The organism is Microlunatus flavus (assembly GCF_900110855.1).
GTDB lineage: Bacteria > Actinomycetota > Actinomycetes > Propionibacteriales > Propionibacteriaceae > Microlunatus > Microlunatus flavus.
In genome coordinates this window covers 236,212-263,175 of record NZ_FOFA01000008.1, presented here as the reverse complement: position 1 = coordinate 263,175, position 26,964 = coordinate 236,212, and the positions used below count along the sequence as shown (strand labels likewise).

26 protein-coding genes are annotated in these 26,964 nt (G+C 73.2%); 12 read left to right on the top strand and 14 right to left on the bottom strand.

Annotated features, from left to right (window positions below):
* The 3 genes from BMY04_RS17835 to BMY04_RS17825 all read right to left on the bottom strand — a co-directional run.
* Window positions 1-105: GIY-YIG nuclease family protein (locus tag BMY04_RS17835; protein WP_170854208.1), on the bottom strand; the 105-nt coding region annotated here is incomplete at its 3' end.
* Between the two features lie 268 nt (window positions 106-373).
* Window positions 374-2,932 carry a CDP-glycerol glycerophosphotransferase family protein gene (locus BMY04_RS17830; RefSeq protein WP_091184273.1) on the bottom strand — a complete coding sequence of 853 codons (2,559 nt, stop codon included), beginning with the start codon at window positions 2,930-2,932 and terminating at the stop codon, window positions 374-376.
* Window positions 2,933-2,993: 61 nt separating this feature from the next.
* Window positions 2,994-4,334 (bottom strand): Gfo/Idh/MocA family oxidoreductase, encoded by a 1,341-nt coding sequence (locus tag BMY04_RS17825; protein WP_091184270.1) that lies wholly within the window; start codon window positions 4,332-4,334, stop codon window positions 2,994-2,996.
* 166 nt (window positions 4,335-4,500) lie between these two features.
* Between BMY04_RS17825 and BMY04_RS17820 the strand changes: the two genes are divergently transcribed.
* The gene (locus BMY04_RS17820) at window positions 4,501-6,216 is read left to right on the top strand and encodes a glycosyltransferase (RefSeq protein ID WP_139209962.1); all 1,716 of its coding nucleotides are present in this window, start codon (window positions 4,501-4,503) and stop codon (window positions 6,214-6,216) included.
* Between the two features lie 120 nt (window positions 6,217-6,336).
* Here BMY04_RS17820 and BMY04_RS17815 read toward each other — a convergent pair whose 3' ends face one another.
* Window positions 6,337-7,152 carry a copper resistance CopC family protein gene (locus tag BMY04_RS17815; RefSeq protein ID WP_170854207.1) on the bottom strand — a complete coding sequence of 272 codons (816 nt, stop codon included), beginning with the start codon at window positions 7,150-7,152 and terminating at the stop codon, window positions 6,337-6,339.
* 215 nt (window positions 7,153-7,367) lie between these two features.
* Between BMY04_RS17815 and BMY04_RS17810 the strand changes: the two genes are divergently transcribed.
* Entirely contained in the window at window positions 7,368-8,804 is a 1,437-nt protein-coding gene (locus BMY04_RS17810) for a phospholipase D-like domain-containing protein (RefSeq protein ID WP_091184260.1), read from the top strand.
* A 76-nt stretch (window positions 8,805-8,880) separates the two neighbouring features.
* Here BMY04_RS17810 and BMY04_RS17805 read toward each other — a convergent pair whose 3' ends face one another.
* The 3 genes from BMY04_RS17805 to BMY04_RS17795 are packed head-to-tail and all read right to left on the bottom strand — an operon-like array spanning window position 8,881 to window position 11,188.
* Window positions 8,881-9,108, bottom strand: a complete 228-nt coding sequence (locus BMY04_RS17805; RefSeq protein WP_091184257.1) for a hypothetical protein — start codon at window positions 9,106-9,108, stop codon at window positions 8,881-8,883.
* Window positions 9,105-10,517 carry a sensor histidine kinase gene (locus BMY04_RS17800; RefSeq protein ID WP_232506479.1) on the bottom strand — a complete coding sequence of 471 codons (1,413 nt, stop codon included), beginning with the start codon at window positions 10,515-10,517 and terminating at the stop codon, window positions 9,105-9,107. The genes BMY04_RS17805 and BMY04_RS17800 overlap by 4 nt, the downstream gene beginning before the upstream one ends.
* Window positions 10,514-11,188: a response regulator transcription factor gene (locus tag BMY04_RS17795; protein WP_091184254.1), complete on the bottom strand. Its 675-nt coding sequence runs from the start codon at window positions 11,186-11,188 to the stop codon at window positions 10,514-10,516. Before BMY04_RS17795 ends, BMY04_RS17800 begins: the two co-directional genes overlap by 4 nt.
* Window positions 11,189-11,283: 95 nt before the next feature.
* Here BMY04_RS17795 and BMY04_RS17790 point away from each other — a divergent pair, with 95 nt between their 5' ends.
* Window positions 11,284-11,886, top strand: a complete 603-nt coding sequence (locus BMY04_RS17790) for a DNA-3-methyladenine glycosylase (protein ID WP_091184252.1) — start codon at window positions 11,284-11,286, stop codon at window positions 11,884-11,886.
* Between the two features lie 74 nt (window positions 11,887-11,960).
* On the opposite strand, the gene BMY04_RS17785 is transcribed toward BMY04_RS17790, so the two are convergent.
* A complete protein-coding gene (locus BMY04_RS17785) occupies window positions 11,961-13,331 on the bottom strand; it encodes a mercuric reductase (RefSeq protein WP_091184249.1) in 1,371 nt (456 codons plus the stop codon).
* A 135-nt stretch (window positions 13,332-13,466) separates the two neighbouring features.
* Here BMY04_RS17785 and BMY04_RS22465 point away from each other — a divergent pair, with 135 nt between their 5' ends.
* The 3 genes from BMY04_RS22465 to BMY04_RS22895 all read left to right on the top strand — a co-directional run bounded on the left by BMY04_RS22465 (window position 13,467) and on the right by BMY04_RS22895 (window position 15,782).
* The gene (locus BMY04_RS22465) at window positions 13,467-14,444 is read left to right on the top strand and encodes an SH3 domain-containing protein (RefSeq protein ID WP_139209960.1); all 978 of its coding nucleotides are present in this window, start codon (window positions 13,467-13,469) and stop codon (window positions 14,442-14,444) included.
* 151 nt (window positions 14,445-14,595) lie between these two features.
* Complete coding sequence (locus tag BMY04_RS17770; protein ID WP_139209958.1) at window positions 14,596-15,054, top strand: hypothetical protein; 459 nt, start codon at window positions 14,596-14,598, stop codon at window positions 15,052-15,054.
* Between the two features lie 575 nt (window positions 15,055-15,629).
* On the top strand, window positions 15,630-15,782 hold the full coding sequence (locus tag BMY04_RS22895; protein WP_170854206.1) for a hypothetical protein: 153 nt from the start codon (window positions 15,630-15,632) through the stop codon (window positions 15,780-15,782).
* A gap of 621 nt (window positions 15,783-16,403) precedes the next feature.
* Here the strand turns inward: BMY04_RS22895 and BMY04_RS22460 are convergent.
* Window positions 16,404-16,634: a hypothetical protein gene (locus tag BMY04_RS22460; protein WP_139209956.1), complete on the bottom strand. Its 231-nt coding sequence runs from the start codon at window positions 16,632-16,634 to the stop codon at window positions 16,404-16,406.
* Between the two features lie 15 nt (window positions 16,635-16,649).
* Here BMY04_RS22460 and BMY04_RS22890 point away from each other — a divergent pair, with 15 nt between their 5' ends.
* Window positions 16,650-16,793, top strand: coding sequence for a hypothetical protein (locus tag BMY04_RS22890; RefSeq protein ID WP_170854205.1), 144 nt, complete (start codon window positions 16,650-16,652; stop codon window positions 16,791-16,793).
* A gap of 225 nt (window positions 16,794-17,018) precedes the next feature.
* Here BMY04_RS22890 and BMY04_RS17765 read toward each other — a convergent pair whose 3' ends face one another.
* Window positions 17,019-18,539: a deoxyguanosinetriphosphate triphosphohydrolase family protein gene (locus BMY04_RS17765; RefSeq protein ID WP_232506478.1), complete on the bottom strand. Its 1,521-nt coding sequence runs from the start codon at window positions 18,537-18,539 to the stop codon at window positions 17,019-17,021.
* A gap of 115 nt (window positions 18,540-18,654) precedes the next feature.
* Window positions 18,655-19,653 (bottom strand): peptidoglycan-binding domain-containing protein, encoded by a 999-nt coding sequence (locus tag BMY04_RS17760; RefSeq protein ID WP_091184234.1) that lies wholly within the window; start codon window positions 19,651-19,653, stop codon window positions 18,655-18,657.
* Between the two features lie 236 nt (window positions 19,654-19,889).
* Between BMY04_RS17760 and pgi the strand changes: the two genes are divergently transcribed.
* On the top strand, window positions 19,890-21,569 hold the full coding sequence (gene pgi / locus BMY04_RS17755) for a glucose-6-phosphate isomerase (protein WP_091184230.1): 1,680 nt from the start codon (window positions 19,890-19,892) through the stop codon (window positions 21,567-21,569).
* A 9-nt stretch (window positions 21,570-21,578) separates the two neighbouring features.
* Window positions 21,579-22,061 (top strand): nucleoside deaminase, encoded by a 483-nt coding sequence (locus BMY04_RS17750; RefSeq protein ID WP_091184226.1) that lies wholly within the window; start codon window positions 21,579-21,581, stop codon window positions 22,059-22,061.
* A 34-nt stretch (window positions 22,062-22,095) separates the two neighbouring features.
* On the opposite strand, the gene BMY04_RS17745 is transcribed toward BMY04_RS17750, so the two are convergent.
* The 3 genes from BMY04_RS17745 to BMY04_RS17735 all read right to left on the bottom strand — a co-directional run bounded on the left by BMY04_RS17745 (window position 22,096) and on the right by BMY04_RS17735 (window position 24,524).
* Window positions 22,096-22,932: a PhzF family phenazine biosynthesis protein gene (locus tag BMY04_RS17745; RefSeq protein WP_091184223.1), complete on the bottom strand. Its 837-nt coding sequence runs from the start codon at window positions 22,930-22,932 to the stop codon at window positions 22,096-22,098.
* A gap of 116 nt (window positions 22,933-23,048) precedes the next feature.
* Complete coding sequence (locus BMY04_RS17740; RefSeq protein ID WP_091184220.1) at window positions 23,049-23,627, bottom strand: hypothetical protein; 579 nt, start codon at window positions 23,625-23,627, stop codon at window positions 23,049-23,051.
* Window positions 23,628-23,840: 213 nt separating this feature from the next.
* The gene (locus BMY04_RS17735; RefSeq protein WP_091184217.1) at window positions 23,841-24,524 is read right to left on the bottom strand and encodes a SanA/YdcF family protein; all 684 of its coding nucleotides are present in this window, start codon (window positions 24,522-24,524) and stop codon (window positions 23,841-23,843) included.
* Window positions 24,525-24,597: 73 nt separating this feature from the next.
* On the opposite strand from BMY04_RS17735, the gene BMY04_RS17730 reads away from it, so the two are divergent.
* From BMY04_RS17730 to BMY04_RS17720, 3 genes are read left to right on the top strand one after another with little or no spacing between them, the layout of a single operon-like run.
* Window positions 24,598-25,506: a DNA-3-methyladenine glycosylase family protein gene (locus BMY04_RS17730; protein ID WP_091184214.1), complete on the top strand. Its 909-nt coding sequence runs from the start codon at window positions 24,598-24,600 to the stop codon at window positions 25,504-25,506.
* Complete coding sequence (locus BMY04_RS17725) at window positions 25,503-25,985, top strand: DUF6194 family protein (protein WP_232506477.1); 483 nt, start codon at window positions 25,503-25,505, stop codon at window positions 25,983-25,985. The genes BMY04_RS17730 and BMY04_RS17725 overlap by 4 nt, the downstream gene beginning before the upstream one ends.
* Before the next feature lie 39 nt (window positions 25,986-26,024).
* Window positions 26,025-26,846: a DNA-formamidopyrimidine glycosylase family protein gene (locus tag BMY04_RS17720; RefSeq protein WP_091184210.1), complete on the top strand. Its 822-nt coding sequence runs from the start codon at window positions 26,025-26,027 to the stop codon at window positions 26,844-26,846.
* Window positions 26,847-26,964 lie beyond the last annotated feature (118 nt).

The following is a 26,964-nucleotide window of genomic DNA, read 5'->3' as shown; positions in this document are numbered from 1 at the left end:
CTTCACGACGCCCAGGGCGTGCTCGGTCAACCGCTGCTCCAGGTCGCGCGTGCTGCCGACGTAGAAGGAGCCGTCGGAGCAACGCAGCAGGTAGACGAAGGGCACGTACGAAATGTGGTGCGACCTCGGCGGTTCGAGCCGCACGACTGCCCGTTCCTGTGGACGGACATCGCTCGGAGGCACCGCCTGTGGACAGACGAACGCCAACCCCTTCGGGGCCCTTCGACAAGCTCAGGGAGCGTTCGCGGGCCCTTCGACAAGCTCAGGGAGCGTTCGCGGGCCCTTCGACAAGCTCAGGGAGCGTTCGCGGGCCCTTCGACGGGTTCGCGGGCCCTTCGACGAGCTCAGGGAGCGTTCTCGTGGCGCGGGGCGGCTACTTGCGGATGGCGAGGAGGCGACGGACGACGCGTTCGGCGGAACGGCCGTCGTCGAGGTGGTTGAACCGTTCGACCCAGGCGTCGTAGAGGTCGGCGTAGCGCTCGGGCGCCTGGGCCAGCTCGCGGACGGCGGTCGTGACCTCCTCCTGGGTGGCCAGGACGGGTCCCGGGGCCACCTCGGAGAGGTCGAAGTAGACCCCGCGCAGGGAGTCGCGGTAGTCGTCCATGTCGGGGACGAAGAAGATCATCGGCCGCCGGGTCACCGAGTAGTCGAACATCACCGAGGAGTAGTCGGTGATCATCGCGTCGGCCGCCAGGAAGAGGTCGGTGACCTCCGGGTAGGTCGTCACGTCGATGACGCCCGGGACCTCCTCGACGCTCTCGCCGAACTTGACGGTGCGGGAGTGCCCGCGCAGCAGGATCACGTGGTCGTCGCCGAGGTCGGCGCTGAGGCGCTGCAGGTCCAGGAACGTGACCATCGAGGTCTGGTTCTCGCGCCAGGTGGGGGCGTAGAGCACGGCGGTCTGGTCCGGCCGGATGCCGAGCCGCTCGCGGATCGCGGCGCCGTCACCCGCGTACGGGCTGCCCGGGGTGAGCGGGTCGTTGCGGGGGTAGCCCTCCTCGAAGAGGGTCCGGTGCCAGTCGTACGCCGACGCGAGGATCAGGCTGCTGTGGTGGTTCTGCGAGAGCAGGACGTCCCACTTGGACTGCTCGAGGCGGATCGTGTCGATCTTCGACTTCGGCTGGCCGGAGCGGTCGAGGCCGATCCGCTTGAACATCGAGCCGTGCCAGGTCTGCAGGACCACCTGGAACGGCTGCGGCCAGAAGGTGCGCCGCAGCCAGTCGTTGGCGACGACGTAGCGCGAGGTCGCCCGCGCGTGCCACCACTCGCGGGTGCCGCGCACGACCGCGATCGCCCCGAGCGGCACGGGGATCGACGGGTCGGCGACGCCCCAGAAGCGGGTCAGCTGCGGGTAGCGCGCGGCGATCTCGCGGTCGATCGCGAACGGGTTGCAGGTGGCGCCGCGGCCGTAGAAGCTCTCGAGGTAGATCGCGTTGCGCGGGCTCCAGGTGCGGCGTCGGTAGAGGCGCTCCAGGCGGCGCTGGTGGAACGAGCCGACCTCGTCGTCGCGGCGTGGGGACGCCACCGACACGCGGACGGAACGGCCACCACCCGACTGCAGCCGGATCCGGAAGCCCTCCAGGTGGTGCAGCTCCGGCGTGCGCCGCGTGATCGTGGGCACGGCCGAGACCGGGAGGATGACGCCGGCCGCGGTCCGGGCGCGCAGCACGTAGCCGCCGAGGCGCGGCGGCAGCGGTTGGCGGCCCCACACGGACGCGAGCAGCGGGGCGGTCGCGGTCCACGTGCCCGTGCCGTCGGGACCGGGCACGAGCTCAGCCTGGACGGGCAGCACCTGGCGGGCGCCGGCCAGCACGAGCGTCGGCGTGTCGTCGGCGCCCACGCGCCCGCCGAGCACGTAGCGGCCCCGCAGCGCCAGCCCCGGCGGGCGCTGCACGACCGTCAGCTCGTCGACGAGCACGCGGCCGGGGGCGTCGACCAGCACCAGGCGCCCCTCGGGCGACGCGGTCGCGAGCAGGGTCGAGCCCGGTGTCGTCGCGGGCGCGGTGTCGTCGAGGTCCGTGGCGACCACGACGTCCTCGCCGTCGGCCGTGTGCGCGAGGAGCTCACGCTCGACCGACAGGGCGCTCTCGCGGTCGGTCGCGAGGGGGATGGCGTCGGGGACCAGACCGCTCAGCCGGAACCGCGGCCGCCCGGCCTCGTCGTGGCCCTCGGCGGTGCAGGTCAGGGCGGTCCGGTCCTCGCCCGTCCGGACCGAGGCGCCCACGAGGGCGCGGCCGTCGGTGGACACCAGGACCGAGACCGCGTGGCCGTCGACCTCGACCGAACGGGCCAGGACGGCTGGGCGCTGGCGCCGCAGGGACAGGCCCTGCTGGTTGCCCGACCAGCGCGCGACGAGCTGCACCGGCCCCGAGGCCGACTCGACCGTGGAGGCGAAGAGGTGGCGCACGGACCCGAAGCGGTAGCGGCTGAGGAACGTCCCGGTGCGGTCGCGCCCGGCCCCCACCACCCGTACGTGGGCCCGCCACGGCTGCCCGTCGTCGCCCTCCGTCAGGAGCCGGGAGAGGTCGAAGGTCGCGGTGAAGGCCGTGTTCGCGTAGTCGTGCTCGCTGCCGGCCGGCGCGGCCGCGTTGACGTCGGCGTCCGAGCGCATCGTCACGACCGCGTCGATGCGCCGCTCGCCGCGCTGCAGCCAGACCTGGGTCCGTGGTGGGGCGTCGGTGTGGCCGAAGCCGCGCTCGTACGCCCAGCCGCCGATCTCGAACGTGGTCGGGCCCGTCCACACCGCGGTGCGCAGGTGGGCGACCCAGCCGAGCTGGCGGCCCGTGACCCGGGCGCCGACCGCGCGGGCGGCCTGCCGGGCCTGCCGGTAGCCCTTCGCGACGGTCGGGTTCTCCGAGCGCGACAGCTCGAGCAGCGTGGTCCGGAGCCGGGTCCGGGCCTGTCGCCGGAGCTGGACGGGATCGAGGCGCACCCGTCTCACCGGCGCGTCACCGGGCCCTCGGCCCGCCGCGTCGCGGGTCCTGCCGCCGCGCTCATCGCAGCAGCGTCGCGTCGGACCGGGCGGCCTCGATGATCCCCGCGATGGCGATCGACTCGGAGGACCGCAGCCGGAACGACTCGGGGGTCTCGTTGCGGATGAGGGAGGCGAATTCGGCGACCTCGTAGCGCAGGCCGTCGCCGTCGAACTTGAAGTAGTACTTCTTGTCGTCGCCCGGGTCCTCGAAGCGCGCCTCGAAGTACTCCGTCTTCCACCACGGGGCGGGGACGTAGATGTAGCCGCGGGTGCCCGCGACGACCAGGTCGCCCTCGGCCTTGACGCCCAGGCCCACGCGGGCCGACGCCACGGCGTGCGGGTAGGTCAGGTCGATGCGCGAGAACGTGTCGACGGCCGAGCCCTCGGGCTGCAGCGAGGAGCTGACCACCTTCGTGTAGCCGGTGCCCAGCAGCTTGACGAGCGCCAGCAGCGGATAGCTGGCGAGCTCGGAGATCGCGCCGCCGTCCGGGGCCTCGAGCTCGCGTCCCGCGTGCACCAGCTTGGTGAAGGTGGCGTCGACCGAGCGGACCTGTCCGATGGAGCCGCTGCGCGCGACGGCCACCATCCGCTGGAAGCCGGGGGCGAAGGCCGTCTTGATCGCCTCGAGCAGCACGACCTGGTGCTGCTCGGCGAAGGCGTATAGGTCCTCGGCCTCGGCCTGTGTGAGGGCCAGCGGCTTCTCGCAGAGCACGTGCTTGCCCGCGGCCATCGCCTGGCGGGCCAGCTCGCCGTGGGTGCCGTGCGGCGTCGCGACGTAGACCGCGTCGACCTCGCTCAGCAGGTCCTCGACGGAGGGGGCGGCGACGCGCAGCTCGTGGGTCTCGGCGAAGGTCCTGGCGTTCTCGGGCTGCCGGCTCCACACGCCCTCGACCGTGACGCCGGAGACGAAGCGGACCTCGTCGACCATGCGGTTGGCGATGCGGCCGGAGCCGAGCACGCCGATGCGCAGGATGCCGGTCTCGTCGCGCAGCTGCGTGGAGGAGACGCCCTTGGTGCGGTCGAGGTAGACGACCTTGCAGTAGTCGTTGAGGTAGTCGAACTTGCCCAGCCAGTCGGAGCCGATCGCGAAGATGTCGATCCCGTACCGCTGGATGTCGTTGATCTTCTGGCCTTCGTACTCCTCGATGATCACCTGGTCGGCCAGACCGCTGTTCTGCACGTTGTGGATGCGCTCCATGAGCGACTGCCGCACGTTCAGCTTGCCGCGGGTGCTGTCGTAGTTCTCCGTGGTCACCGCGACGACGAGGTAGTCGCCGAGGGCCTTCGCCCGCTCCAGGAGGCGGACGTGGCCCTCGTGGAAGAGGTCGAAGGTCCCGTAGGTGATGACGCGCGTGGACATCGAGCTCCTCCCGCCGGGCGAGCGGCTCTCCGGGCGTGGTCAGGGCGTCGGGAGGGGGGAGAGCGTGCCCGGACGGCGGCGAGTCTAGTGGTCGCGGCACCCCGGACGTGGTTGCCCGCGCCGCTGGTCGAGGCCGTGGGTGCCCGCACCCCGCTACGCTGCCGCCGTGCTGAAGTCCCGGGCGAAAGAGACGATCCGACGGGCGCGACGTGTCTGGGACGCGGCGTCGACGACCGCCGCCCGCCCGGCCCGGCCGGCTGCGGCGCCCGCGGTGAAGGCCGCGCCGCCGCAGGCCCCCGACGTGGCGCCCAGGTTCGACCCGCTCCCGGTGCTGCACCCGCTGCCGCCCGCGAAGTACGTCTTCGTCGTCGGCGCCATCCCGCGGAACTTCGGCGGCCGGACGGCGTCGATCCTCCACAAGTGCCGGCTGCTCAAGGAGATCGGCGGGGTCGACTCGACGATCGTCACGCTCAACTACTCCTCCGAGGTCGACGACATCGCCGCCGACCTGCGCCGCCGCGGCCTGCTGGTCGACGGGGTCGAGATCGTCAACCTCCACGACTACTTCGACGAGCAGTCGACGGGGGTCGCGGAGCCGGTGCACCACGACGTCGACGAGCCGGGCATGGACAAGATCCGCGACCCCGACCAGGAGGTCTACCGCTACTACGAGAACGGGGTCTACCGGCTCTACAAGCGCTTCGACCACGAGGGCCGGCTGATCGTGCGCGACTGGTTCAACGAGAACCGGGGGCGTACGCGGCGCGACGAGTTCAACCTGAACGGGACCATCCGGCGCACGACCTACATGGACCTGCACCACAACAAGCCGCGCCAGGAGATCTTCTACCGGGCCGACGGCACCCCGTACATGAACAAGTGGCTGCGGGTGAACCCGACGACGATGACCAGCAGCGTCGAGCGGATCACCATGCTCGACGAGCAGGGGGCGCCGTACCAGGTCCTGCTCAGCAACGTCGAGCTGATCCAGTCCTACCTCGACCGGCTGATCGGCGACCAGCACTGCTTCCTGTCGGTCGAGTCGCGCCGGTCCGACGGCGAGACGCTCACCTACGTCCGGCCGAACGTCAAGCACGTCTACGTCCTGCACAACCCGCACATCGCGCCGCCCTTCGACGACCTCGCCGCGGTCCGGCCCTCGTACAAGCCGCTGCTCGACCAGCGCGACGCCCACGGCGCCGTCGTCTTCCTCACCAACGCGCAGCGAGCCGACGCGGAGGCCGTCTACGGCGAGCAGGACAACTTCGCGGTCATCCCGCACCCGGTGGCGCCGGTGCCGCAGGTGCCCTTCTCCGACCGCGACCCCGACCTGGTCGTGATGCTCGCGCGGCTCGACGCCCAGAAGCGCATCCCGCACGCCGTCGCCGCCTTCGCGCACGTGGTCAAGGCCCGGCCGAGCGCCCGGCTGGAGATCTACGGCCAGGGGCCGGAGGAGGGCGCGCTGCAGCAGCTGATCGACGAGTCGGGGCTGCGCGGCAGCGTGCGGCTGATGGGCTACACGAAGAACCCGGCCGAGGTCTACGAGCGGGCGGCCTGCTCGCTGCTGACCAGCCGCTTCGAGGGCTTCGGCCTCGTGCTGCTGGAGAGCCTCAGCCACGGCTGCCCGGTCGTCAGCTACGACGTCAAGTACGGCCCGGCCGACATCGTCGCCGACGGCGTGAACGGCTTCCTGGTCGGCTCGGCCATGCAGCAGCAGATGGCCCGCCGCGTCGTGGAGCTGCTCGACGACGAGCCGCTGCGGCGCCGGCTGAGCGAGAACGCCGCGCAGGTGCGCACCGAGTTCAGCGAGGAGACGTTCGTCGCCCGCTGGTCGGAGCTGTTCCACCACCTCGACGAGGAGGGCTGGGCCGACCAGGGCTGAGGTCCCGCGGACCTGCCGGCAGGCTCAGCCCGCTGGGGTCCGGAACGCCCAACCGTTAGGGCCAGTCGACGAGCTCGGGGAGCGTTCGTCGGGCTCAGCGAGCCTTCGGCGCGACGAGGGTCAGTCGTGGTCGCCCGAGGCCTGCGAGCGGCTGCGCCAGACGCCGAACCCCGCGCCGGCGACGGCGAGCAGGAGCAGCACCCCGCCGACGACCCAGGGCGTGCCGCTGCCGCCGGCGTCGGGCTGCGGGCTCGCCGACGCCGCCTGGGTCTCGGTGTCCGGCGCACTGCCGGCCTCCGTCGTGGGTCCGGGCGGCGCCTTGACGGTGGACGGCGGGTCGCTGGCGGGCGGCTCCGGATCGGTGGTGGTGCCCTGGGACGTCACCTCGATGCCGGGGGTGGCGAGCGCGGTCGAGGGCGGGTCGGGCTCCTCGGAACCGTTCGGGTTCGTGCCCCGCAGGACCGCGGGCTCCTCGTCCTCCCCGGACCAGGACCGGTCGGGCAGGTCGCTGAAGCTCCCGCTGCCGTAGCTGAACTGGTAGGCCCCGCCCTCGGGCTCGCCGCCGCGGCCGTCCACGCGGAAGTGGACGGTGTAGGTGCCGCGGGGCAGGTCGTCGCGCAGCCGGCTGGTGACGTTGGTGCCCTCGACGATCAGCGGGCCGTCGGTGACGTTCTTGCCGTCCGGGCCGGTGACGACGAGCTTCGCCACGCCGGGGTCGACCTCGCGGGTGAAGGCGAGGGTGACCGCGCCGGGCGGGTCGGACAGCTTCTGGCGGTCGCGCGGCTCGGCGGCCACCGGGGTCACGGCGTGCGCCGGCGTCGGCAGGGTCGCCACGACGGCACCGAGCAGCAGCGCGGCCAGCAGGGCGACCGTGGCCCGGAACGTCCACGGGAGCGTCCCCGTACGGACGGCGGCCTCGCCTCGGCGGTGTCCCACAGCGCTCCTCCCCGGTCGGTCGGCCCCCGCGCGAGCCTCGCGCGTGGTCGTGAACGACCGGTCCCGGACGAATTTCATTGTATGGTTCGGAGCGTCGGCGACCGCGCTCCCACGCGCGGTGCGACCGTTGGGCATCGCCGGTCTCTCGGGCCGGTCACGCCGGGCCCCGGGTCCGTGCAGGGGATGCAGGCTGAGCTGGTCGGAGGGTTGTGAGGGTGTCGGTCAGGACGTCACGGTCGGTCGGCTCCCAGGGCAGGCGACGCGCCCGCCTCGTCGCCCTCGTCAGTGCCCTGGCGGTGACGGTCGGGCTGCTCGTCGGCCCCGCCAGCGCCATCACGGTCGACCGCGACAAGTCCGGGAACATCGCCCTGCCCAGCGGCGACTCCTGCCCCACGATCGCGACGCCCGCGCCGATCGAGGCCTGGTACAACATCGACGACATGGAGAAGCGCGGCTTCTGGGACCCCAAGGACAACACCCCCTGGGACTACTCCAAGAAGCTGTCGCAGATCATCTGCGGCGCGCAGAAGAACTCCGAGATCAAGATCGGCATGTTCTTCATCCGCGCCCTCGGCACGATGCAGGCGCCCGGTGAGGGCACCGCGCTCGGCGACCGGCCCGAGACCGACCCCGAGGTCGTCTACAACGCCCTCGAGTGGGTCAAGACGCACCGCAACGTGACGGTCGGGCTGGTCCTCGACGGCGGCACCATCAACCCGGCGGGCGACAAGGCCAAGATCGCCAAGCGGCTGAAGGACATCGCGTCGGTCTACTACTGCAACAACGGCTGCTTCAACGTCAACAAGGCCAAGGTCTGGCCGTACGCGATCAACCACGAGAAGTTCCTGACCATCTCGGACACCACGTGGTCGAACTCCGGCGACGGGGCGCACCCGGCGATCCTGTCGATGTCGGGCAACTTCGCCCGCTCGCAGCTGCGGAACTACCACCAGGAGATGACCCTGGTGTACGACGACCACAAGCTGTTCGACATGTTCGACTCGCGCTTCGACGCCATGAAGTACTGCGCCCAGAAGAACTGCCCGAGCGCGTCGGGCTTCCCCAAGTCGATGTCGCTCACCAAGCAGCGCGGCATCTGGGTCGACCCGATCTACCGGCACTACACCGACCCGGGCCGCGGCACCACGGTGTCGTTCACGCCGGCGACGCAGGACGCGCGTGACTTCTACGTGCAGCAGTTCGACGACGTCGACTGCAAGGTCGACAACAACATCCGGATCGCGATGTTCAAGCTGACCGACGCCAAGGCGGAGCAGATGGTGAGCTCGCTGAGCCGGCTGCGCAAGCGCGGCTGCGACATCTCGATGCTGCTCACCTACCAGGGCGGAAGCACGACGATCTCGCCCAAGGTCGTCAAGGCGCTCAAGAAGGCGAAGATCCCGACCAGCTGCACCTCGGTGGCCATGCACACCAAGGAGATCCTGATCGGCCCGAAGCACAGCAACCTCGGCCGCGTCCTGGTCGGCACGCAGAACATGTCGGTCGCCGGCCTGCGCTACAGCGAGGAGCACGTCCTCACGTTCGACACGCGGGCCGCCTCCGCGAAGTACCTCGAGCCGATGCGCCGGGTCTACAGCCAGTACATGAACGGCTGGTACGAGCTCTCCAAGGGCACCCGCTCCTGCAGCTGAGCCGCTGCTCGTCCACCGCTGACGCGACGCCCTGACCCTCGTGGGTCAGGGCGTTCGTCGTCCCGGTCGGTACGGCTCAGGGGTGGCCGCCCTCGCCGCCCGGGTCCTCGCTGTACTCCCCGGCCATCTCGGAGTCGCGGGTGGTGATGTCGTCGCGCGCGGCGACCGGGGCCTCCGCCTCGCGGGCCTCGTCGATCGCCTCGGCCGAGCGCTCCAGCGCGGCGCCGTGGTCGTCACCCGCCGGGTCGCCGGCGGCCGGTGCGGGGGTGGGGTCGGGCTCGGGGCTCGTGGTCTGCTCGGTCATCCCGCCAGTGTGCCGGGGCCGCGGCCGTCCTCGCCGCGCGGCCCCGGGGCCAGGGGGAGGGTGAGGCGGAAGTCCGCGCCGTGGGCGGCGGCGGGCGCCGGGAGGCAGACCAGGTCGCCGCCGTGGGCCCGGGCGGTGCCGCGGGCGATCGCCAGGCCGAGCCCCGAGCCGCCGGCGTCGGCGCTGCGGGCCGCGTCGAGCCGGACCAGCCGGTCGAAGATCCGCTCCCGGTCCTCCGCCGCCACGCCCGGCCCGTCGTCGACCACGTCCACGACGGCCAGCCCCGGCTGCACGCGCAGGCCGACGTGCACGTGACCGCCCTCGCCGGCCGCGCGGGAGGCGTTGTCCAGGAGGTTGCGCAGCACGCCGCGCAGGGCGTCCTCGTCGCCGCTCACGACGACCCGGCCGGCGTCCCCGGTCGCCGAGGTGAGCGTCGTGCCCGGCCGCAGCAGGCTGGCGCGGTCGACCTCGGACTCGACGAGCGCGCCCACGTCGACCGCCGTACGCGTGGTCGGGGCCCCCGCCTCCAGCCGGGCGACGGCCAGCAGGTCCCCGACGAGGCGGCCGGCCCGCCGGGCCTCGCCCACGAGGAGCGCCTCGAGACGTTCCTGCTCCTCGACGCTCATCGCGTCGCGGTGCTGCAGCAGCGTCTCCGCCGCGGCCTGCACCCCGGTGAGCGGCGTACGGAGCTCGTGCGCCGCGTCGGCCAGGAAGGCGCGGGTCTGCTCCTCCGCCCGGCGGGCCCGGACCTCCGCGCCCTCGAGCTCGTCGAGCATCGCGTCGAAGGCGGCGGCCGTCCGGCCGATCTCGGTGTCGGTCCGGCTGGGGGACAGGCGCGACCCGCGGGCCCCGGCCGAGATCTGCTGCGCGAGGGCGGCCATGGCGTCCAGGGGCCGCAGCGCCAGGCGCACCGCGAGCGCGACGAGCAGCCCGCTGAGGACCAGCGCCGCGAGCCCGCTCACCAGCAGCGTGCGCCGCAGCGCGTCCTGCGCCCCCGACACCAGCGAGGTGTTCACCGCGAGCGTGAGGCGCGCACCGTTCACCCGCCCGGTCCCCGGCAGCGTCGTCGTCACCGTGGTCACGCCGCTCCCGCCCGGGACGGCGGTGCCGAGCACCGTCCCGTCGCGCAGCTCCAGCGACGCCAGGACGCCGTCGACGCCGACCCGGTTCACGATCTGCTGCGGGCGCACCCCGGCGCGGGCGAGCTGGCGCGCCAGCTGCGCGCGGCCGCTGAGCAGCGTGTCGAGGTTGCGCTGGGACTGGGACACGAAGACCGCGTTGACGGCGACCGAGGAGGACAGCAGGACGACCGCGAGCACCGCCATGACCGCCGCGATGACCCGGACGCGGATCGACACGGTGCTCAGCGGGCGCGTGGCCCCGCGGGGCGCCGGTGCCGGGGCGCTCACGGCTCGACCCCCAGGCGGTAGCCCCGGCCGCGCACCGTGTGGACCAGCCGCGGCTCGCCGCCCGCCTCGAGCTTGCGGCGCAGCGAGGAGACGTGGACCTCGACCACGTTCTCGTCGAAGCCCTCGTAGCCCCAGACCGCGGTGAGGATCTGCGTCTTGCTGACCACGCGGTCGCGGTGGGAGGCGAGGTAGCCGAGCAGCCGGCGCTCGGTGTCGGTGAGGTCGACGGTCCGCGGGCCGCGGCGCACCTGGGTGACGTCGTCGTCGAGGGTCAGGTCGCCCACCGCCGTGACGCTGCCGCCCGGCCGGGTCCGGCGCAGCACCGCGTGCACGCGGGCGACGAGCTCGGCCATCGCGAAGGGCTTGACCAGGTAGTCGTCCGCGCCGCCGGCGAGCCCGGCCACCCGGTCGGCGACGGTGTCGCGCGCGGTCAGCATGAGGACGGCCGCCCGGCTGGCCCGGCGGACCACGGGCAGCAGCGCGAAGCCGTCGCGTCCCGGCAGCATCACGTCGAGCACGACGAGGTCCGGCCCGAACGCGGCCAGCCGCTGCTCGAGGTCGCCGCCGTCGGCCAGCGCCTCGACGGCGAAGCCCTGGGCGCGCAGCGCGGCCCGCACGGGCACGCGGATGGCCTCGCTGTCCTCGACGAGCAGGATCCGGGCCGCCTCCACGGGGCCATCCTGCCCACCGGGTCCACCCCGCCCGCCGAGGCACGCGCGTGGCCGCCGCACCCCGCGGGCCTGCACGCCCTCCCTAGGCTCGGTGGGTGCTCACCCCCGACGTGCTCGCCGGTCCGGCCCCGGAGGTCGCGCCGCTGCTGCTGGGCGCGGTGCTCCGCCACGGCGAGGTGGCGGTCGAGCTGACGGAGGTGGAGGCGTACGCGGGCCGAGACGACCCCGCGTCGCACGCGTTCCGCGGGCCGACCCCGCGCAACGACGTCATGTTCGGCCCGCCCGGGCACCTCTACCTCTACTTCTCCTACGGCATGCACTGGGCGGCGAACGTCGTCTGCGGGCCGGACGGCACCGCCTCCGGCTGCCTGATGCGCGCCGGGCGGGTGGTCGACGGGCTCGAGCTCGCGAGGGAGCGACGCCTCGGCGCGCCCGACCGCGACCTCGCTCGAGGGCCCGGCCGGCTCACCCAGGCCCTCGGCCTCGGCCCGGAGCAGCGCGGTGCCGACCTCTTCGCCGGCGGCCTGGTCCGCCTGGAACCGCACTCCGGCCCGCCCGTCGAGGTCGCCAGCGGACCCCGGGTCGGCGTCTCCCGGGCCGCCGACGTCCCGTGGCGCTTCTGGGTCGCCGGCAGCCGCTACGTCTCGGCGTACAAGCGCAGCCCACGAGCGGAGCCCCACCCGACCGCCGAGCGGTAGGTTGCCGCGCCCGACGGGCGGCTTTTGGGCGCGGCAACCTACCCCTCGGCGATCGAGGAGCGAGGGCCGACGACTCAGTCCAGAGGGGTCAGCGCCGCTAGGATCGTCGGGAAGAACTCCGACACCGTCGGGTGGATCGGCAGCGCGTCGCGGACGATCGGGTAGCGCACGCCCGCCTGCATGGCCACGCCGATCACCTGGACCACGTCGTCGGCCTGCAGCCCGAGGATCGTGGCGCCCAGGAACTCCTCGGTGTCGGCGTCGACCAGCACGCGCATGACGCCCGTGGTCTCGCTCTCCAGCTTGGCGCGGCTGACGCTGGCCATCGGGATCTCCGCCTTCAGCACGCGGCGGCCCGACTCCCGCGCCTCCTGCAGGCCCATCCCGACCCGGCCCAGGGGCGGGTCGGTGAACATCGCGTACGTCGTCACGCGGCCCGCGACCGTACGCGGCGGGTGGAGGTAGATGTCGCCGTCCTGGTAGGAGGTGTGGGTGAACGCGCCGCGGCCGTTCACGTCGCCGAGGGCCCACACGCCGGGGACGTTCGTGGCGAAGCGGTCGTCGGTGAGCACGAAGCCGTGCGCGTCGGTCTCCAGCCCGGTGTCGGGACCCAGCTGGTCGCTGTTCGAGCGGCGGCCGGTGGCGATCAGCAGGTGGCTGCCGGTGATCGTCCCGACCTCCGGCACCTCGACCGAGACGCCGCTGGTGTCGCCGCTCACCCGGCTGGGCCTGCCCTCGACGATCCGGACGCCCTCGTCGGTGAACAGGTCGGTGAGGATCTGCTGCACGTCCGGGTCCTCGCGCGCGGCGATGCCGCCGCCGGCCACGATGGTGACCTCGGAGCCGAAGCGCCGGAACATCTGCCCGAACTCGAGCCCGATGTAGCCGCCGCCGACGATGATCAGGTGCTCCGGCAGCTCGCTCAGCGCGAGGAGCTCGACCTCGGTGAGGTACGGCACGTGCTCCAGGCCGTCGATCGGCGGGATCGAGGCCCGGTTGCCGACGTTGAGGTAGACCTCCGAGGTCGTCAGCTCCTGCTCCGACCCGTCGTCGGCGGTGACCACGACCCGGTGCTCGGCGCCGGTCGGGTCGCCCACCAACCGGGCGCGGCCGTGGACGTAGTCGAGGTTCTCGGCCTCGTCGATGGCCTGCTGCAGGCCGGCCCGCATGCCGTCGATCAGGGTGTGCACCCGGCCGATGGCCTGGCCGAAGTCGACGCGGACCTCCCCGACGTGGACGCCGAAGTCGGCGGCGCGGCGCGCGGAGTGCGCCACCACCGCGCTCGCCCGCAGCGCCTTGGTAGGCCGGCACCCGTGGTTGAGGCACGTGCCGCCCGGTTCCGCCATCTCCACGATCGCCACCCGACGGCCCTGGGCCGCCTGGCTGAAGGCCACGCTCGGTCCCGCCTGGCCGGCCCCGATCACCACCGCGTCGTACCGCGTCATCGCCACGCTCCTCCTGTGTCGTCGGGTCCCACGCTAGGGGGCGCTGTCGTCACGGATTGGGCAAGGTGCCCGGGTTGTGCCTAGACTCCCCGGCTTCAGAAGGTCACGAAACGGTTACGACGCCCGGAGGAACCCTTGTCACGACCCCGTCCGCGCCGGGCCCTGCGTCCGTCGGCCACCGTGCGCGTGGCCCGCGTCGCCGTCCCGCTGGCGCTGGCCGGGCTCGCCACGACCGGCGTCGTCGCGTTCGCGGTGCCGGGGTCCGACGCGCAGACCGCCGTCCCCGCCCCGGCGACGAGCGTCCCCGACGGGGCCGCGCTGCGCGAGCAGCCCGTCAGCCGCGACCTGCAGCGCACCCCCAGCCCGACCCCCGTCGTGACGCCCAGCCCGACGCCCACACCGAGCCCGACGGTGGCACCCACCACGAAGCCGACGACGAGACCGGCCACGACGAAGAAGGCGACCGAGAAGCCGGCCGGCCCGACGGCCGAGCAGCAGGCGGCGCACCCGAAGGTCTCCGGGTCGCTCTGGTCGACCGACGAGCTGAACATCCGGACCGACCCCAGCAAGAAGGCGGACGTGGTGACCGTCGTCCCGGCCGCCACCAAGCTCTCGGTGACCTCGGTCCGGCGCGACGGCTACCGGCTCGTGGTGTTCAAGGGCGAGGGTCGCTGGGTCACCGCGCAGTACCTGTCGGAGAAGAAGCCGAAGGTCGCGGCGTCCGACGCGGGCGGGGTCACGAACGCCCCGTGCGGCAAGGGTTCGGCGATGGAGCGGGGCCTCACCCCCGACGCGGTCCTCGTGCACCGCACGGTCTGCGCCCGCTTCCCGCAGGTGAGCTCGTTCGGCGGCACCCGCGGCGGCGGCGGCTTCCACGGCAGCGGCCAGGCCGTGGACTGCATGATCTCGGACTCCACCGCGGGCTGGGCGCTCGCCCGCTGGGTCCGCGCCCACGCGCGCGAGCTCGGGGTCAGCGAGGTCATCTACTCCCAGAAGATCTGGACCGTGCAGCGCAGCGGCGAGGGGTGGCGCTCGATGTCCGACCGCGGGTCGGCCACGGCCAACCACTACGACCACGTGCACGTCTCCGTCTACGGCCACTGGGCGGCCTGACCTACGGGCTCCCCGTACGGCAGCGGGTCCAGCGGGCAGGATGGCATCCGCCGGGCGGGTCGGCCCCGAATCCCTGGCGTCCCGTGGCATCGTTGCGGGGTTCATCTCCTCGTCGCTTGTCGCGACCAGACGCCGGATCTAGGGTTTGCCCATGATGGACACGTACCAGGTGGTGCTCGGCGCCCTGGCCGTCGCCATCATGGTGCTCGTCCCCATCGGGTGCGTGCTGCTGTGGGACCTGCTGGCCGGCCGTTGGGACGAGAGCATCTCCCGTTTCCGGCAGCGCCAGCTCATGGCCGTCGAGCGCCGCCGCACCCTGCGGGCGCTGCGCCGCATGCACGGCGTCCCCCTCGAGCGGCTGGCCGCCGACCTGCGCCGGCTGCGCGAGGTCATCCGGGCCGACGCCCACCGCTCGGCGGCGCAGCAGATGGGCAACCGGCTGGCGTACGACCAGGTGCTCATGCAGGCCTGCTCCATGCTCGAGATCGAGCACGAGCTCGCCGAGGAGACCTCGGGGATGGAGCGCGACATCGAACGCCTCCGGGTCGAGGCCGAGCTCGAGCGGGCCGGCGTCACCGTGACCGAGCGGGGCTTCGGACAGGCTGCCTGACCGTTCCGCTCAGCACGCCGCAGGCCTGACGGCCCCCTCCGGCCGACCGGTGCCCCTGTTCCGCGCTCGACCGCTCAGCGCCGGCGGACCGCTCGACAAATCCGCGCAGAAGGAAGCGCCAGGTGGCTCTTCGAGGCTCGCGAGGCCCTCGACACGCCAGCTGGCGCTTCCTTCTGCGCAAGCTGAAGGACGCGCCGGCTCGAGCCCTCGACGGGCATCGGGATGCGACGGACGACCTCGCGGGGCGCTCCGAGGAGCAGACCGCCCCTCGGACCGGCCACTCGCGGCCGCTGCCCACGTCGCCCACCGGTCTGGCTGAGTCCTCGAAGGGCCTCCGCCGCGCGTGCCTGAGACCCCTGCGGTGGTCCTCTGGGGGCTGGTTCAGCGGGTCCTGAGCCGTTCTTGAGCCATCGATCTTTCAGGGTTCAATCTTTCTTCCCTCTTGAGGCGACGGGGCTCCTGGCCTTGAGGCTGCGTCGAGGTGGCCCCGGCAGAGTTCTTCTCACCAGCCAAGAGGGCTGGGGAGCAAGCGGGGGCTGGCTCGTCAGCAGGACGACACCCTCAGGAGGCCCCCCATGATCGTCGTCGCCACCGCGCTTCGTACCGCGCGCCGCCCGCGCCGCACCCCTTCGCTCGCCGCGCTGCTCAGAGCGCTGGGCTCGGTCCGGATCTCCGACACCCCGCCCGCCACGTGCCTGGACGACGACAGGTCCTACCCACGGCACTGACGGCCCCGCGCCCCGACCGCTGAGGGCGCCACCTGCCCCACCCGCGCTGCCCGCAGCGCCCACGAGTCGAGCCGCCGCCCCGTCGGGGGAGCTGGCGGCCGAGACGGTGCCGCACGACGGCGCCAGAAGACACCCGTACCGCCACCGCGACCACCGCGGCGGCGAGCGGGTGAGGACGTCGGACAGGGGGAGTCCGGCCAGGCTCCCGGTGGGGACCGGGAGCCGAGGGGGGACGTCGTCGGCCTGGCCGACGGCGGAGCAAGGCCCGGCGTGCGCAGGGGACGCGCGTCGAGAGGTACCCGGCCTGGCCGGGCACCACCACGGGGACCACCGACCGTCGGGGGACGGACGGTGGAGCGAGGGCCCACGACGGCGACCGGGGGGACGCCGCGTGGGCCCTCGCCGTGGTGAGCCAGGACTCGCTGAGGGGCTACATCCCTAGCGGGTCTGGAAAGTGTTGGGTGAAGATCCCACACCTGTCAGCAAGATCAGGCAGAATGATTCCTGCCCGAGCAGCGCGTCTCGTCGGGGGACGCCCGCTTCACTCGGAGCTCGAGTGCCGCTGGGGGGTGGCACACGCGGGGTTTGGCGCCGTCACGACCGTCTGGTCGTGGCGGCGCTTCAGCGTTCGGGCCGGTTTGCCGCGACGCACCCCGAGGCCGGCGTCCGACCTGCTCCTCGTCCTGCTCCTCGGCCCTCCTCCTCGAGCCGTGCGCTGACCGCGTCCGCGCCGTCCTGGGGTCGGGAGACCTTCCTCACTTCGAACGGGAATACCTGCAGGCCGAAGGTGTTGAACTGGTACAGTTCGATCTCGAAGGCTTCCGAAGCCAACACCACGAGATCAAAGATCAAGGAAGGACGCACACCATGACCCGCATCGGCCAGGCCATCCGCCGCCACCGCGAGAGCACCCGTCGGGAGCGCGAGTTCGCGCGCGCCTTCCGCTCGGCCTCCGGCTCGGACATGCGCACCGAGCTCGAGCACCTCGCCAACTACTCCGACCTGCGCTGAACCCCGCCAGGCCTGAGCACCACGGGCTCCCCTCCGTCTCGGAGGGGAGCCCGTTCTGCGTCTTCCGTCCTGCGCTCCGCAGCCGTCCTGGGGGTGACCAGTGGTCACCAGGGGTTACGCAGCACACCCCCGCCGTCCCACGTGAGTGACCACTGGTCGCCAGGACGTACGACACGCCGTCCCGACGACCAGGGGTGACCAGTGGTCAGCGGCGGAAGGGGTCCCTCACAGCCCGCTGGTCCAGAGCACCCCGCTGCCGCCGGCGAGGCGGGCGGCGAAGGCGACGGCCTGCGCGTCGGTGAGGCCGCTGACGAAGTCGGCGATGCCGCGCCCGCGGGCCATGCGCGCGAGGTCGGCGTCGGTGGTCCGTGCGTCGAGGCGGTCGGGGTGGTCGCGCACGAGCCGCTCGTAGCCGTACGCCGCGGCGTTGACGAGGTCCACGAGCCGCCGCGGCGCGCGGAACGCGTCCGTCGGGTCGGAGAGCCAGTCGTCGAAGCCGGTCACCAGCTGCTCGATCGTCTTCTCCTGGCCGCGCTGCAGCATCGCGAGGTCGGGCCGCTCGAGGATGAAGTAGGAGTTGACGAACTTCAGCACCTGGACCTCGTGCCAGGCGCGGGTGGTCATCCGGACGAAGCCCGAGCGCACCGGCGGGTCCGGGTCGGGCGTCACCGAGGTGACGAGGTGGTCGATCCAGCGCGAGGTGAAGCCCGAGATCGCCCGGTCGCTCTGCATCGACCCGTCGTACGGCACGGCCAGCACCCCGTCGACGAACTCGTCGCCGACGGTCGCGACGGCCGCCGCGAACACCGCCTCGTCGAACATCCACACGTCGCGCGTGCGGAGGCGGCGACGCAGCCGCTCGAGGCCGGCGCCGGGGGAGCGGCCCTTCTCCGCCAGCTGCTTGTCGTCCAGCCCGCTGAACTCCGCCAGGTCGTTCTCCCACGAGCGGAACTCGCTCGACACCGGTGAGAACTGCAGCACCCCGGAACGGTGGAAGTCCTCCACGTCGTGCAGCGAGTACGCGATGTCGTCGGCCAGGTCCATGACCGAGCACTCGAGCGTCTGGCGCCCGGGCGGCAGGTCCGGGAACGCCGCGAGCGCGTCGAGCATCTCGGGCAGGTCGATGAAGTAGGTGGAGAACTTGGCCGCGCCCGTGCCGCCACGCCCGTGGCCGGCACCACGGGGCGGGACCTCCCAGCCGGTGGGGTGCGGCACGGGCCAGTGGCTGCGCGCCCACGGGTACTTGAGGACGGCGGCGCGAACGGCCGCGGTGAGGTTCAGGCCCTCGTCGCCGGGCCCGTGGACCTCCAGCTCGGTGAGGATCCGGAACGTCTGGGCGTTGCCCTCGAAGCCGTCGGCCAAGCCGAAGTTCTCCCGCGCGAGCCGGTCGAGCGCGCGCTCGCCGAGGTGGCCGAACGGCGGGTGGCCGAGGTCGTGGGCGTTCGCGGCGGCCTGGACGACCACGTGGTCGAGCCCGCCCAGGTCGCGCAGCAGCTCGCGGTCCTCGCCGCGCAGCAGCCGGACGGCGATGGCGCGCGCGACGGCCGTGACCTTGATCGTGTGGGTGAGGCGGTTGTGCACCACGCCGTTGGTCGCGCCGGCGGTGACGACCTGCGTGACCTCCGCGAGCCGCGAGAAGGACTGGGCGAAGCGGATCCGCTCCAGGTCGGTCCGGAACTCCGACTCCCCGGGCGCGTACGGCCGTTCCGCCTCGGGGCGGGCCCGCGCCAGCCGCGGCTCGATCATGGACAAACCGTAGGGCGTCGGCCCGCGCAGGTTTTCTGACCCTCGGCGCACGGCAGACGACCCTGGAGGCTCGTCCGGACCATCGTCGGTAGGAGAACCGGCGGGAACGATCCGGTCAGGGCTTCTGCGCGTCCATCAGCGCACGCCAGGTCGCGTAGCTCAGCTTGCCGGTGCCGTCGAGGTCGTGCCAGGTCTGGAAGGTCTTGAGCTTCTTGACCGACGCCGACGACCAGGTGCCGCTCTGCTTGGCCCCGATCGTCTTCTGGACGGCCTTGACCGCCGCGAAGCGGTCGCCCTTGCGGATCGAGCGGCCGGAGTAGGTGACGAGCGTCTTCATCGTCGTGGACGAGCCCTTCGGGGCCTTGACCGTGCCGACGCGCGGGCAGGGCTTCGGGTTCGGCTGCTTGTAGCCGTACGCCCAGCTCATGTCGGCGGGCCGGCAGCGGCCGTAGTCGGGTGCGGCCACCTGACCGGTCCAGTAGGACGTGGTCCCCATGGCGCCCGCCCACGAGAGCGAGAGGTGCATGTGGTTGCGGTGGCAGGCGGCGTCCAGCGACTTCTTCTGCTTGCTCTTCGCCGCGCAGCCGTCGTACTCCCGCCAGCCCTCGGAGGGCCGGTAGGCGCCCCAGATGTGGTTGTCCCAGATCACGTACATGACGCCGAGGCGGCGCGCGTTGGCGTACGGGCGTCCCTGCTCGTCGGGCGCGAGCAACCAGTCGACGACGGCCTGCGCCTGCTTCTTCTGCGTCGTGTCCCGCACGCTGTTCATCCAGTCGACCGCCCGGCCGTCGTGGTGCTCGCTGTTCGGGCTGGCGCCGCAGGCCCGGGCCCCGCCGAACGACGTCCGCGGGTAGGTCCTCACCAGCAGCGAGCCGAGCGCAGCGGTGCCGGGGCGGGTCGCCACGGTGCACGAGTTCGCGGGGACGTACGCGGCGAGGTCCTCGATCCCGTCGGGGACGGAGGCGGCGGGTGGCGGCTTCGGCACGGCGGACGCCGGTGCGGAGGGCGCGCCGGCCTGGAGCCCGAGGCCCAGCGCGAGCGCGACCAGCCCGGCCACGACCAGCTGCGGCAGGCCGCGGCGGCGGGGTGCGCGGGAGGGGAGGGTGGAGACCACGGTGCCGCTCCTCGGCTCGAGTCGCAGCGCGACCTGGTGGGCCCCCGGTGGCGGCGAGCATAGGCGAGGGCGCTGTGCCGGGCGGGGGTTCGGCGGAACTGCTCACCGCCCCTCCGCGGCACCGTTCTGCGAGCCCGCCCCAGGACCCCGCTCCGCACCCCTCCGCCGCCCGGGCAGGCCCGTCACTAGGCTTCTGCGAGGCCGCTGCCGAGGCCTGCGAGCGAGGAGACGAGGACATGAGCGATCCGGTCGATGCGACCACCACCGCGGCCTGGGGCCGGCTGAAGGAGCTGCGGGGCTCCTCGGTGCCCGACCTGCGCGAGGCGTTCGCGAAGGACCCGGAGCGGGCCGAGCGCTTCAGCCTGGAGGTCGGCGACCTCCACGTGGACCTGTCGAAGAACCTCGTCGACGACGACGTCCTCGGCGCCATGGTCGACCTGGCCGAGCAGGTCGGCGTGCCGCAGCGGCGCGACCAGATGTTCGCGGGCGAGCGGATCAACGTCACCGAGAACCGCTCCGTCCTGCACGTCGCGCTGCGGATGCCCAAGGACGAGACGCTCGTCGTCGACGGGACCGACGTCGTCAAGGACGTCCACGAGGTCCTCGCCAAGATCTACGCGTTCGCCACCAAGGTGCGCAGCGGGGAGTGGGTCGGCGTCACCGGCAAGCGCATCGAGACGGTCGTCAACATCGGCATCGGCGGCTCCGACCTCGGCCCGGTGATGGTCTACGAGGCCCTGAAGCCGTACGTGCAGGCCGGCCTCACCTGCCGCTTCGTGTCGAACATCGACCCGACCGACGTCTACGTCAACACCGCCGACCTCGACCCCGAGACGACGCTGTTCATCGTCGCCAGCAAGACCTTCACGACGCTGGAGACGCTGACGAACGCACGGCTCGCCCGCGCCTGGCTCCTCGACGGCCTGCGGGCCTCGGGTGCGGTCGGCGAGGGCGACGACGCCGCCCGCGACGCCGTGTCCAAGCACTTCGTCGCGGTGTCGACCGCCCTCGACAAGGTCGAGGCGTTCGGCATCGACCCCCAGAACGCCTTCGGCTTCTGGGACTGGGTCGGCGGGCGCTACTCGGTCGACTCCGCCATCGGCACCAGCGTGTGCGTGGCCATCGGTCCGGAGAACTTCGCCGACTTCCTCGCGGGCTTCCACGCCGTCGACGTGCACTTCCGCGACACCCCGCCGGCGAAGAACGTGCCGATGCTGATGGGCCTGCTGAACGTCTGGTACGACGGCTTCTTCGACGCCCAGAGCCACGCGGTGCTCCCGTACGCGCAGTACCTGCACCGCTTCGCCGCGTACCTGCAGCAGCTGACCATGGAGTCCAACGGCAAGAGCGTGCGCTGGGACGGCAGCCCGGTGACCACGGACACCGGCGAGGTCTTCTGGGGCGAGCCCGGCACCAACGGCCAGCACGCGTTCTACCAGCTGATCCACCAGGGCACGCGGGTCATCCCCTGCGACTTCCTCGCGGTCGCCACGCCCGCGCACCCGCTCAAGGACGGCGAGCACGACGTCCACGAGCTGTTCCTGGCGAACTTCTTCGCGCAGACCCGGGCGCTCGCGTTCGGCAAGACCGCCGACGAGGTCCGCGAGGAGGGCACGGCCGAGGAGATCGTCCCGGCCCGCGTCTTCTCGGGCAACCGGCCGACGACCTCGATCATGGCGCCGGCGCTGACGCCTGCGGTGGTCGGGCAGCTCATCGCGCTGTACGAGCACATCACCTTCACCCAGGGCGTGGTCTGGGGCATCGACAGCTTCGACCAGTGGGGCGTCGAGCTGGGCAAGCAGCTGGCCCAGCAGGTGACGCCCGCGGTCGGGGGCGACGAGGACGCGCTCGCGAAGCAGGACCCCTCGACGCAGGCATTGATCCGCTACTACCGGGCGCACCGGGCCCAGGCCTAGCGTCCGGCGATGGCGGTCGACGAGCACGACCGCGTGCACCTGCGGCACGCGGTCGCGCTGGCGCGTGAGGCGGTCGACGCGGGCGACGAGCCGTTCGGCTCGGTGCTCGTGGGGCCCGACGGTTCCGTGCTGCAGACCGCCCGGAACGAGGCCGTGAGCCGCAACGCGACGATGCACCCGGAGCTGACGCTCGCGCAGTGGGCGGGTGACCACCTGGACGCGACGACGCGGGCGGCCTCGACGGTCTACACCTCCGGCGAGCACTGCCCGATGTGCTCCGCCGCGCACGCCTGGGTCGGGCTCGGGCGGATCGTCTACGCGTCCTCCGGCGCGCAGACGGCGGCGTGGGTCGCCGAGCTCGGCGGCGGCCGCTCGCCGGTCGCGGCCCTCTCGATCACCGACGTCGCGCCGGCCATCCCGACCGACGGCCCCGACGAGGAGCTGGCCGACGAGGTCCACGGGCTGCACCGACGGTTCCGGAACGCTCCCTGAGCCTGTCGAAGGGCCGCGGAGGGGTCGGCCCTCCTCAGCCCAGCGCCACGGTTCCGGTGACGCCCACGACCGTGCCCCCGCCCACCCAGACGTCGCGGCCGTCGGACTCGACGTGCACCCGGCCGCGACGTCCGAGCGCCGTCCCTTGGGCGGCGACGTACGCGCGCGGCGCGCGGCCGGAGCCGATCAGCCACCCGCCGAGCGCGGCGTTGAGGCTGCCGGTCACCGGGTCCTCGCTCGGGGCCGCTCCCCAGAAGGCCCGGACCTCGTACGCGACCTCGCCGCCCGCCGGGTGGGGCCCGGCCACGCCGATGTCGGGGAAGCGGGCCATGGCCCGGCCGTCGGGTTCCAGGGCAAGGACCCGCTCGGCGCTGTCGAGCAGGACCATCACCCAGCCCGGGCCGTTGTCGCCCCACTGCGCATCGACGACGGCGTCCGGCGGCACCCGTAGCGCAACGGTGATCTCGGCCAGGTCCTCGGGGTCGACGGGGCCGCCCCGCAGCAGCGGCGGTGCGGCGAAGGCCAGGCGCTCGCCGTCGCGGCGGACCCGCACGAGCCCGGCGCCGCACTCCTGCACCACGACGTCGGGGTCGGCCGGCGCGCCGCCCGCCTGGAGCCAGGCACGGGCCGAGCCGAGGGTCGGGTGCCCGGCGAACGGCAGCTCGCGGGCTGTGGTGAAGATCCGTACGCGGTAGTCCGCGCCGGGCGTGGTCGGCGGGAGCAGGAACGTCGTCTCGGAGAGGTTCGTCCAGGCGGCGAACCGCTGGAGCGCCTCGTCGTCGAGGCCCTCGGCGTCGTGCACGACGGCCACCGGGTTGCCGTACCCCAGCTCCGACGCGAACACGTCCACCTGGGTGAAGGGTCTGGTCATGCCGGCCGCTCCTGCGCGTCTGCTCGATCTCGGGAAGTCTGCGCGCGTCGCATCTCGCGCAGACTCACCAATATCGAGCAGACGCGGCAGGAGTCGGGCTGCGGGGTCCGGCGGGCCTAGAGGTCGGGGCCCTGGGAACGGAGCTTGTCGACCTCTTCCATGGCGGTGCGCAGGTCGGCCAGCCAGCTCTCGGTGTGCTCGCCGACCAGCTTCACGGCCCACGAGAGGGCCTCGGACCGGGAGCGGGCCACGCCGGCGTCGACGAGGGTGTCGAGGACGCGGCGCTCGGGCTGCCGGAGCCGGGTCATGACCGGGACCGAGACGTTGGTGAACAGTGCGGACGTCTCCCCGAGCCGCGCGCCCCAGGAGACCTTGCGGCCGTAGCGCGCCTGCGCCTCGTCGGCGATCCGCATCCGTGCGTCGCGGGTCTCCTCGCGGAAGCGGCTGATGCGCCCCTGCGTCGCGGCCTCGTCGGTGGTCTCGTCGGCGAGCGTGCCGACGACGGTGATCTCCTCGCGGTCGACGGTCACCTCGACCTCGGTGAACCACCCGTCGGGCAGCCGGCCCACGAACCACGACTGCGCGTCGTCGGCGGGCGGGACGTCGGCGTTCTGCCAGCCGCCCGGCCGGGCGCCACGGCCGCGACGCCGGGACCCCTCGTCGGCCACCTTCTCTGCGAACTCCTGCCAGTTCATGTCGTCCTCCTTTGCGGTGCTTACATGATTACACCGCTGCGGAAGGACGACAAGAGGCGGAAAGGACAGGCGTCCGGGAGCGGCGGCGGGGTGAGCAGAGACCCATGACCTCATGGGTTCCTGGTACTCGTCACGGCCTGCAGGACGTGCAGAGCACGCTCAACCTGTGACAGGTGCTCGGCCTGCCGGCAGGGGCGGCGCGAACCGCCGGACTCAGTCCTGCAGCGCGCGCTGGATGGAGGTCTCGCGCTGGCCCAGCACCGGATCGCGCCGGGAGACGACGTCCCAGACGGTCTTCACCGTCGCCAGCTGGTCGCGGAGGGCGCCCCGACGCCAGGCCTCGGAACCGCTGACGCTGAAGTCCCCGACGCCGTGGGCGTCGAGCCCGAGAGCCCGGCAGGTCGCGACCGCCCGCGGCAGGTGGTAGCCCTGCGTCACGACGAGCAGCTCGTCGACGCCGAAGATGCGCTGGGCGCGTGCGCAGGAGTCGTACGTGTCGAAGCCGGCGTAGTCGGCCACCACCTTGTCCGCGGGCATCCCGCGGTCCAGGAGGTAGGACCGCATGGCGTCGGGCTCGTTGTACTCGCGGGCCATGTTGTCGCCGGAGACGAGGACGACCCGCACGAGACCCTCGTCGAAGAGCTTCTTGGCCAGGTCGAGGCGACCGGCCAGGAAGGGCGACGGGCGCCCGCTGGGGTAGACCTGCGCACCCAGCACCAGCGCGACCGGAGCGGCGGGCACCGACGCCAGGTCGGTGTCGGCGTGCGTGTGGCCGGCCGCGGTCACCCGCACCCAGGCGACCGCACCGACGACCGCAGCCCCGGCCAGCAGGCCGAGGCCGAGCACGGCGGCCAGGCCGCGTCGGAGCCGGCGTGCCTGCGTCGTGACCGTGGGCATGGGCCCAGGGTAGGGGCGGGGCCGCTCCGCGCCGTCACCAGAAGTGTCGGACCCGGCGGGCAGGATCCGGGGCATGGGCACGTCCACCGCGAGCACGAGGTCCCTGCCGGTCACGGGGCCGTACGACCTGGGCGAGGTCGCGACGATGGGGTTCGGCCACCGCGACGAGCGGTCGTACGACGGCGTCATGCGGCTCGCCTTCTGCCTCGACACCGACCTCGAGCGGCAGGTGGGGGTCGAGGTCCGCCAGGAGGGGGACCGGCTGGACCTCCTCGTACGCCCTGCGGCCGGACCGTCGCTCAGCGACGCGGAGGTCGACGCCGCCGCCCGGCAGGTCGCCCGGGTCGTCTCGGCCGACCACGACGGCGCGGCCTTCCACGCCCTCTGCGCGGCCGACCCGGTGCTGGCACCGGTGCACGCGGTGGCCCCGGGCTTCCGGCCCGCGCTGTTCTACTCGCCCTACGAGGCGGCCGTGTGGTCGGTCCTCAGCGCCCGCCGGGCCCGCGCCCAGGCCATCACGCTGCGCCGCCGGCTGTCGCAGGCGGACGGGGCGGTCGTCGCGCTCGCCGGCGTGGAGGCGGAGGCGCTCCCCACCCCGAGCGCCCTGCTCCGGCTGGAGTCGGTGCCCGGGCTGCCCGCCGACCGGCTCCCGCGGCTGCACGCGATCGCGGAGGCCGCTCAGCGTGGCGAGCTCGACGTCGACGCGCTGCGGGCGCTGCCGCCGGAGGAGGCGGAGCAGCGCCTGCAGCGGCTGCCGGGGATCGGCCCCTTCTACGCCTCGCTCGTCGTCCTGCGCGCCTGCGGGCACGCCGACGTCATGCCGGCGGGGGAGTCGCACGTGCGCGACGCCGTGGAGGAGCTGTACGGCTTCGACCACCCGCCGACCCCGGCGGAGCTGCTGGCGCTGGGCGAGGCCTGGCGGCCGTACCGGACGTGGGTGCCGGTGATGCTCCGCGCCCTGGCGGGCCGGGTGGCCCGGTGAGCACCGGCGACGCGCTGTCGAGCGTCGAGGAGGTCCGTGCGTTCGTCGAGGGGCTCGGCGGGGTGCTGACCCTCGCGCCCGGGCCGGGCGACGGGACGCCCGAGCTCGCGTGGGGCGACCTGTTCTTCTACGAGGCGCCCGACGGTGTGCTGCCGCCCGGGCAGCCCTTCGCCACCGTGGTCACCAAGGACTACCCGGGAGAGCCGGCCTCGGGCCTCGACGGCGAGGGCGCGTTCCGGGTGAACGTCGGGGCCGCCGCCGAGGAGCTCGCGCGCTGGTCGGCGGCGGCGGAGGACGTGCCGCCCACGGCGCGGGACGTCGTGATGCCGCACCCGACGTACGCGGCCCAGGGCTGGCTGTGCGTGGTCGAGCCCGGTCCGGCGAGCACCGCGGCGCTGCGGGCGCTGCTCGTCTCCGCGCACGCCCGCGCCCGGTCTCGCCGGGAGCGGCGCGCGGCGGCGAGGTCCGGCGACGGGTGAGGCCCCGGGTGGCTTGGGTGCGACCGGGAGAATGGGGAGGTGCCCGAGGGAGACACGGTCTGGCTGGCCTGCCGCCAGCTGAACGCGGCCCTGGCCGGGCGCGTCCTGACGCGCTGCGAGCTGCGGGTTCCGCAGCTGGCGACGACCGACTTCACCGGCGTCGAGGTGCGGGAGGTGGTCTCCCGCGGCAAGCACCAGCTGACCCGGTTCGCCAACGGCTGGACGCTGCACACGCACCTCCGCATGGACGGCGGCTGGCGCGTCTACCCGACCGGGCGCAAGTGGACGGGTGGGCCGGCCTGGCAGATCCGCGTGCTGATGGTGAACGCCGAGGCCGCGGCCGTCGGCTACCGGCTGCCCGTGACCGAGATGGTCCGCACCGACGCCGAGGACTCGGTCGTCGGGCACATCGGCCCCGACCTCCTCGGCCCCGACTGGGACGCCGACGAGGCGCTGCGGCGGATCCGCGCCGACCCGGAACGCAGCGTGGGCGAGGCCCTGCTCGACCAGCGCAACCTCGCCGGCATCGGCACGCTCTACCGGGCCGAGACGCTCTTCCTGCAGGGCGTGCACCCCCGCACGCCGGTGGGCCAGGTGAAGGACCTGCCGCGCGTCGTCGCGCGCGCCAAGATGCTGCTCGAGGCCAACAAGAACACCCACGACCAGATCACCACGGGCAACCGCCGGCTCGGCTCCCACTGGGTCTTCGAGCGACCCGGCCAGGACTGCCGTCGCTGCGGGACCCGCATCGAGACCGAGGAGTTCGGCCCGGCCGGCGTCGAGCGGCGCAGCTACTGGTGCCCGCACTGCCAGCCTGAGCCTGATGGTCCTCGCTCCGCTCGGACGCGTCCCGCGCTCTGATCCGGCGCTTTCGTCGTCGCCGGTGACGACGAGAAGCGTGTCGCCAACGGCTCCTCCTCAACGCGCCGGCGCGCGGACCGGCTGTGGTTGGCCTGCAGGCCTCGTAGGGTGCCGTTCT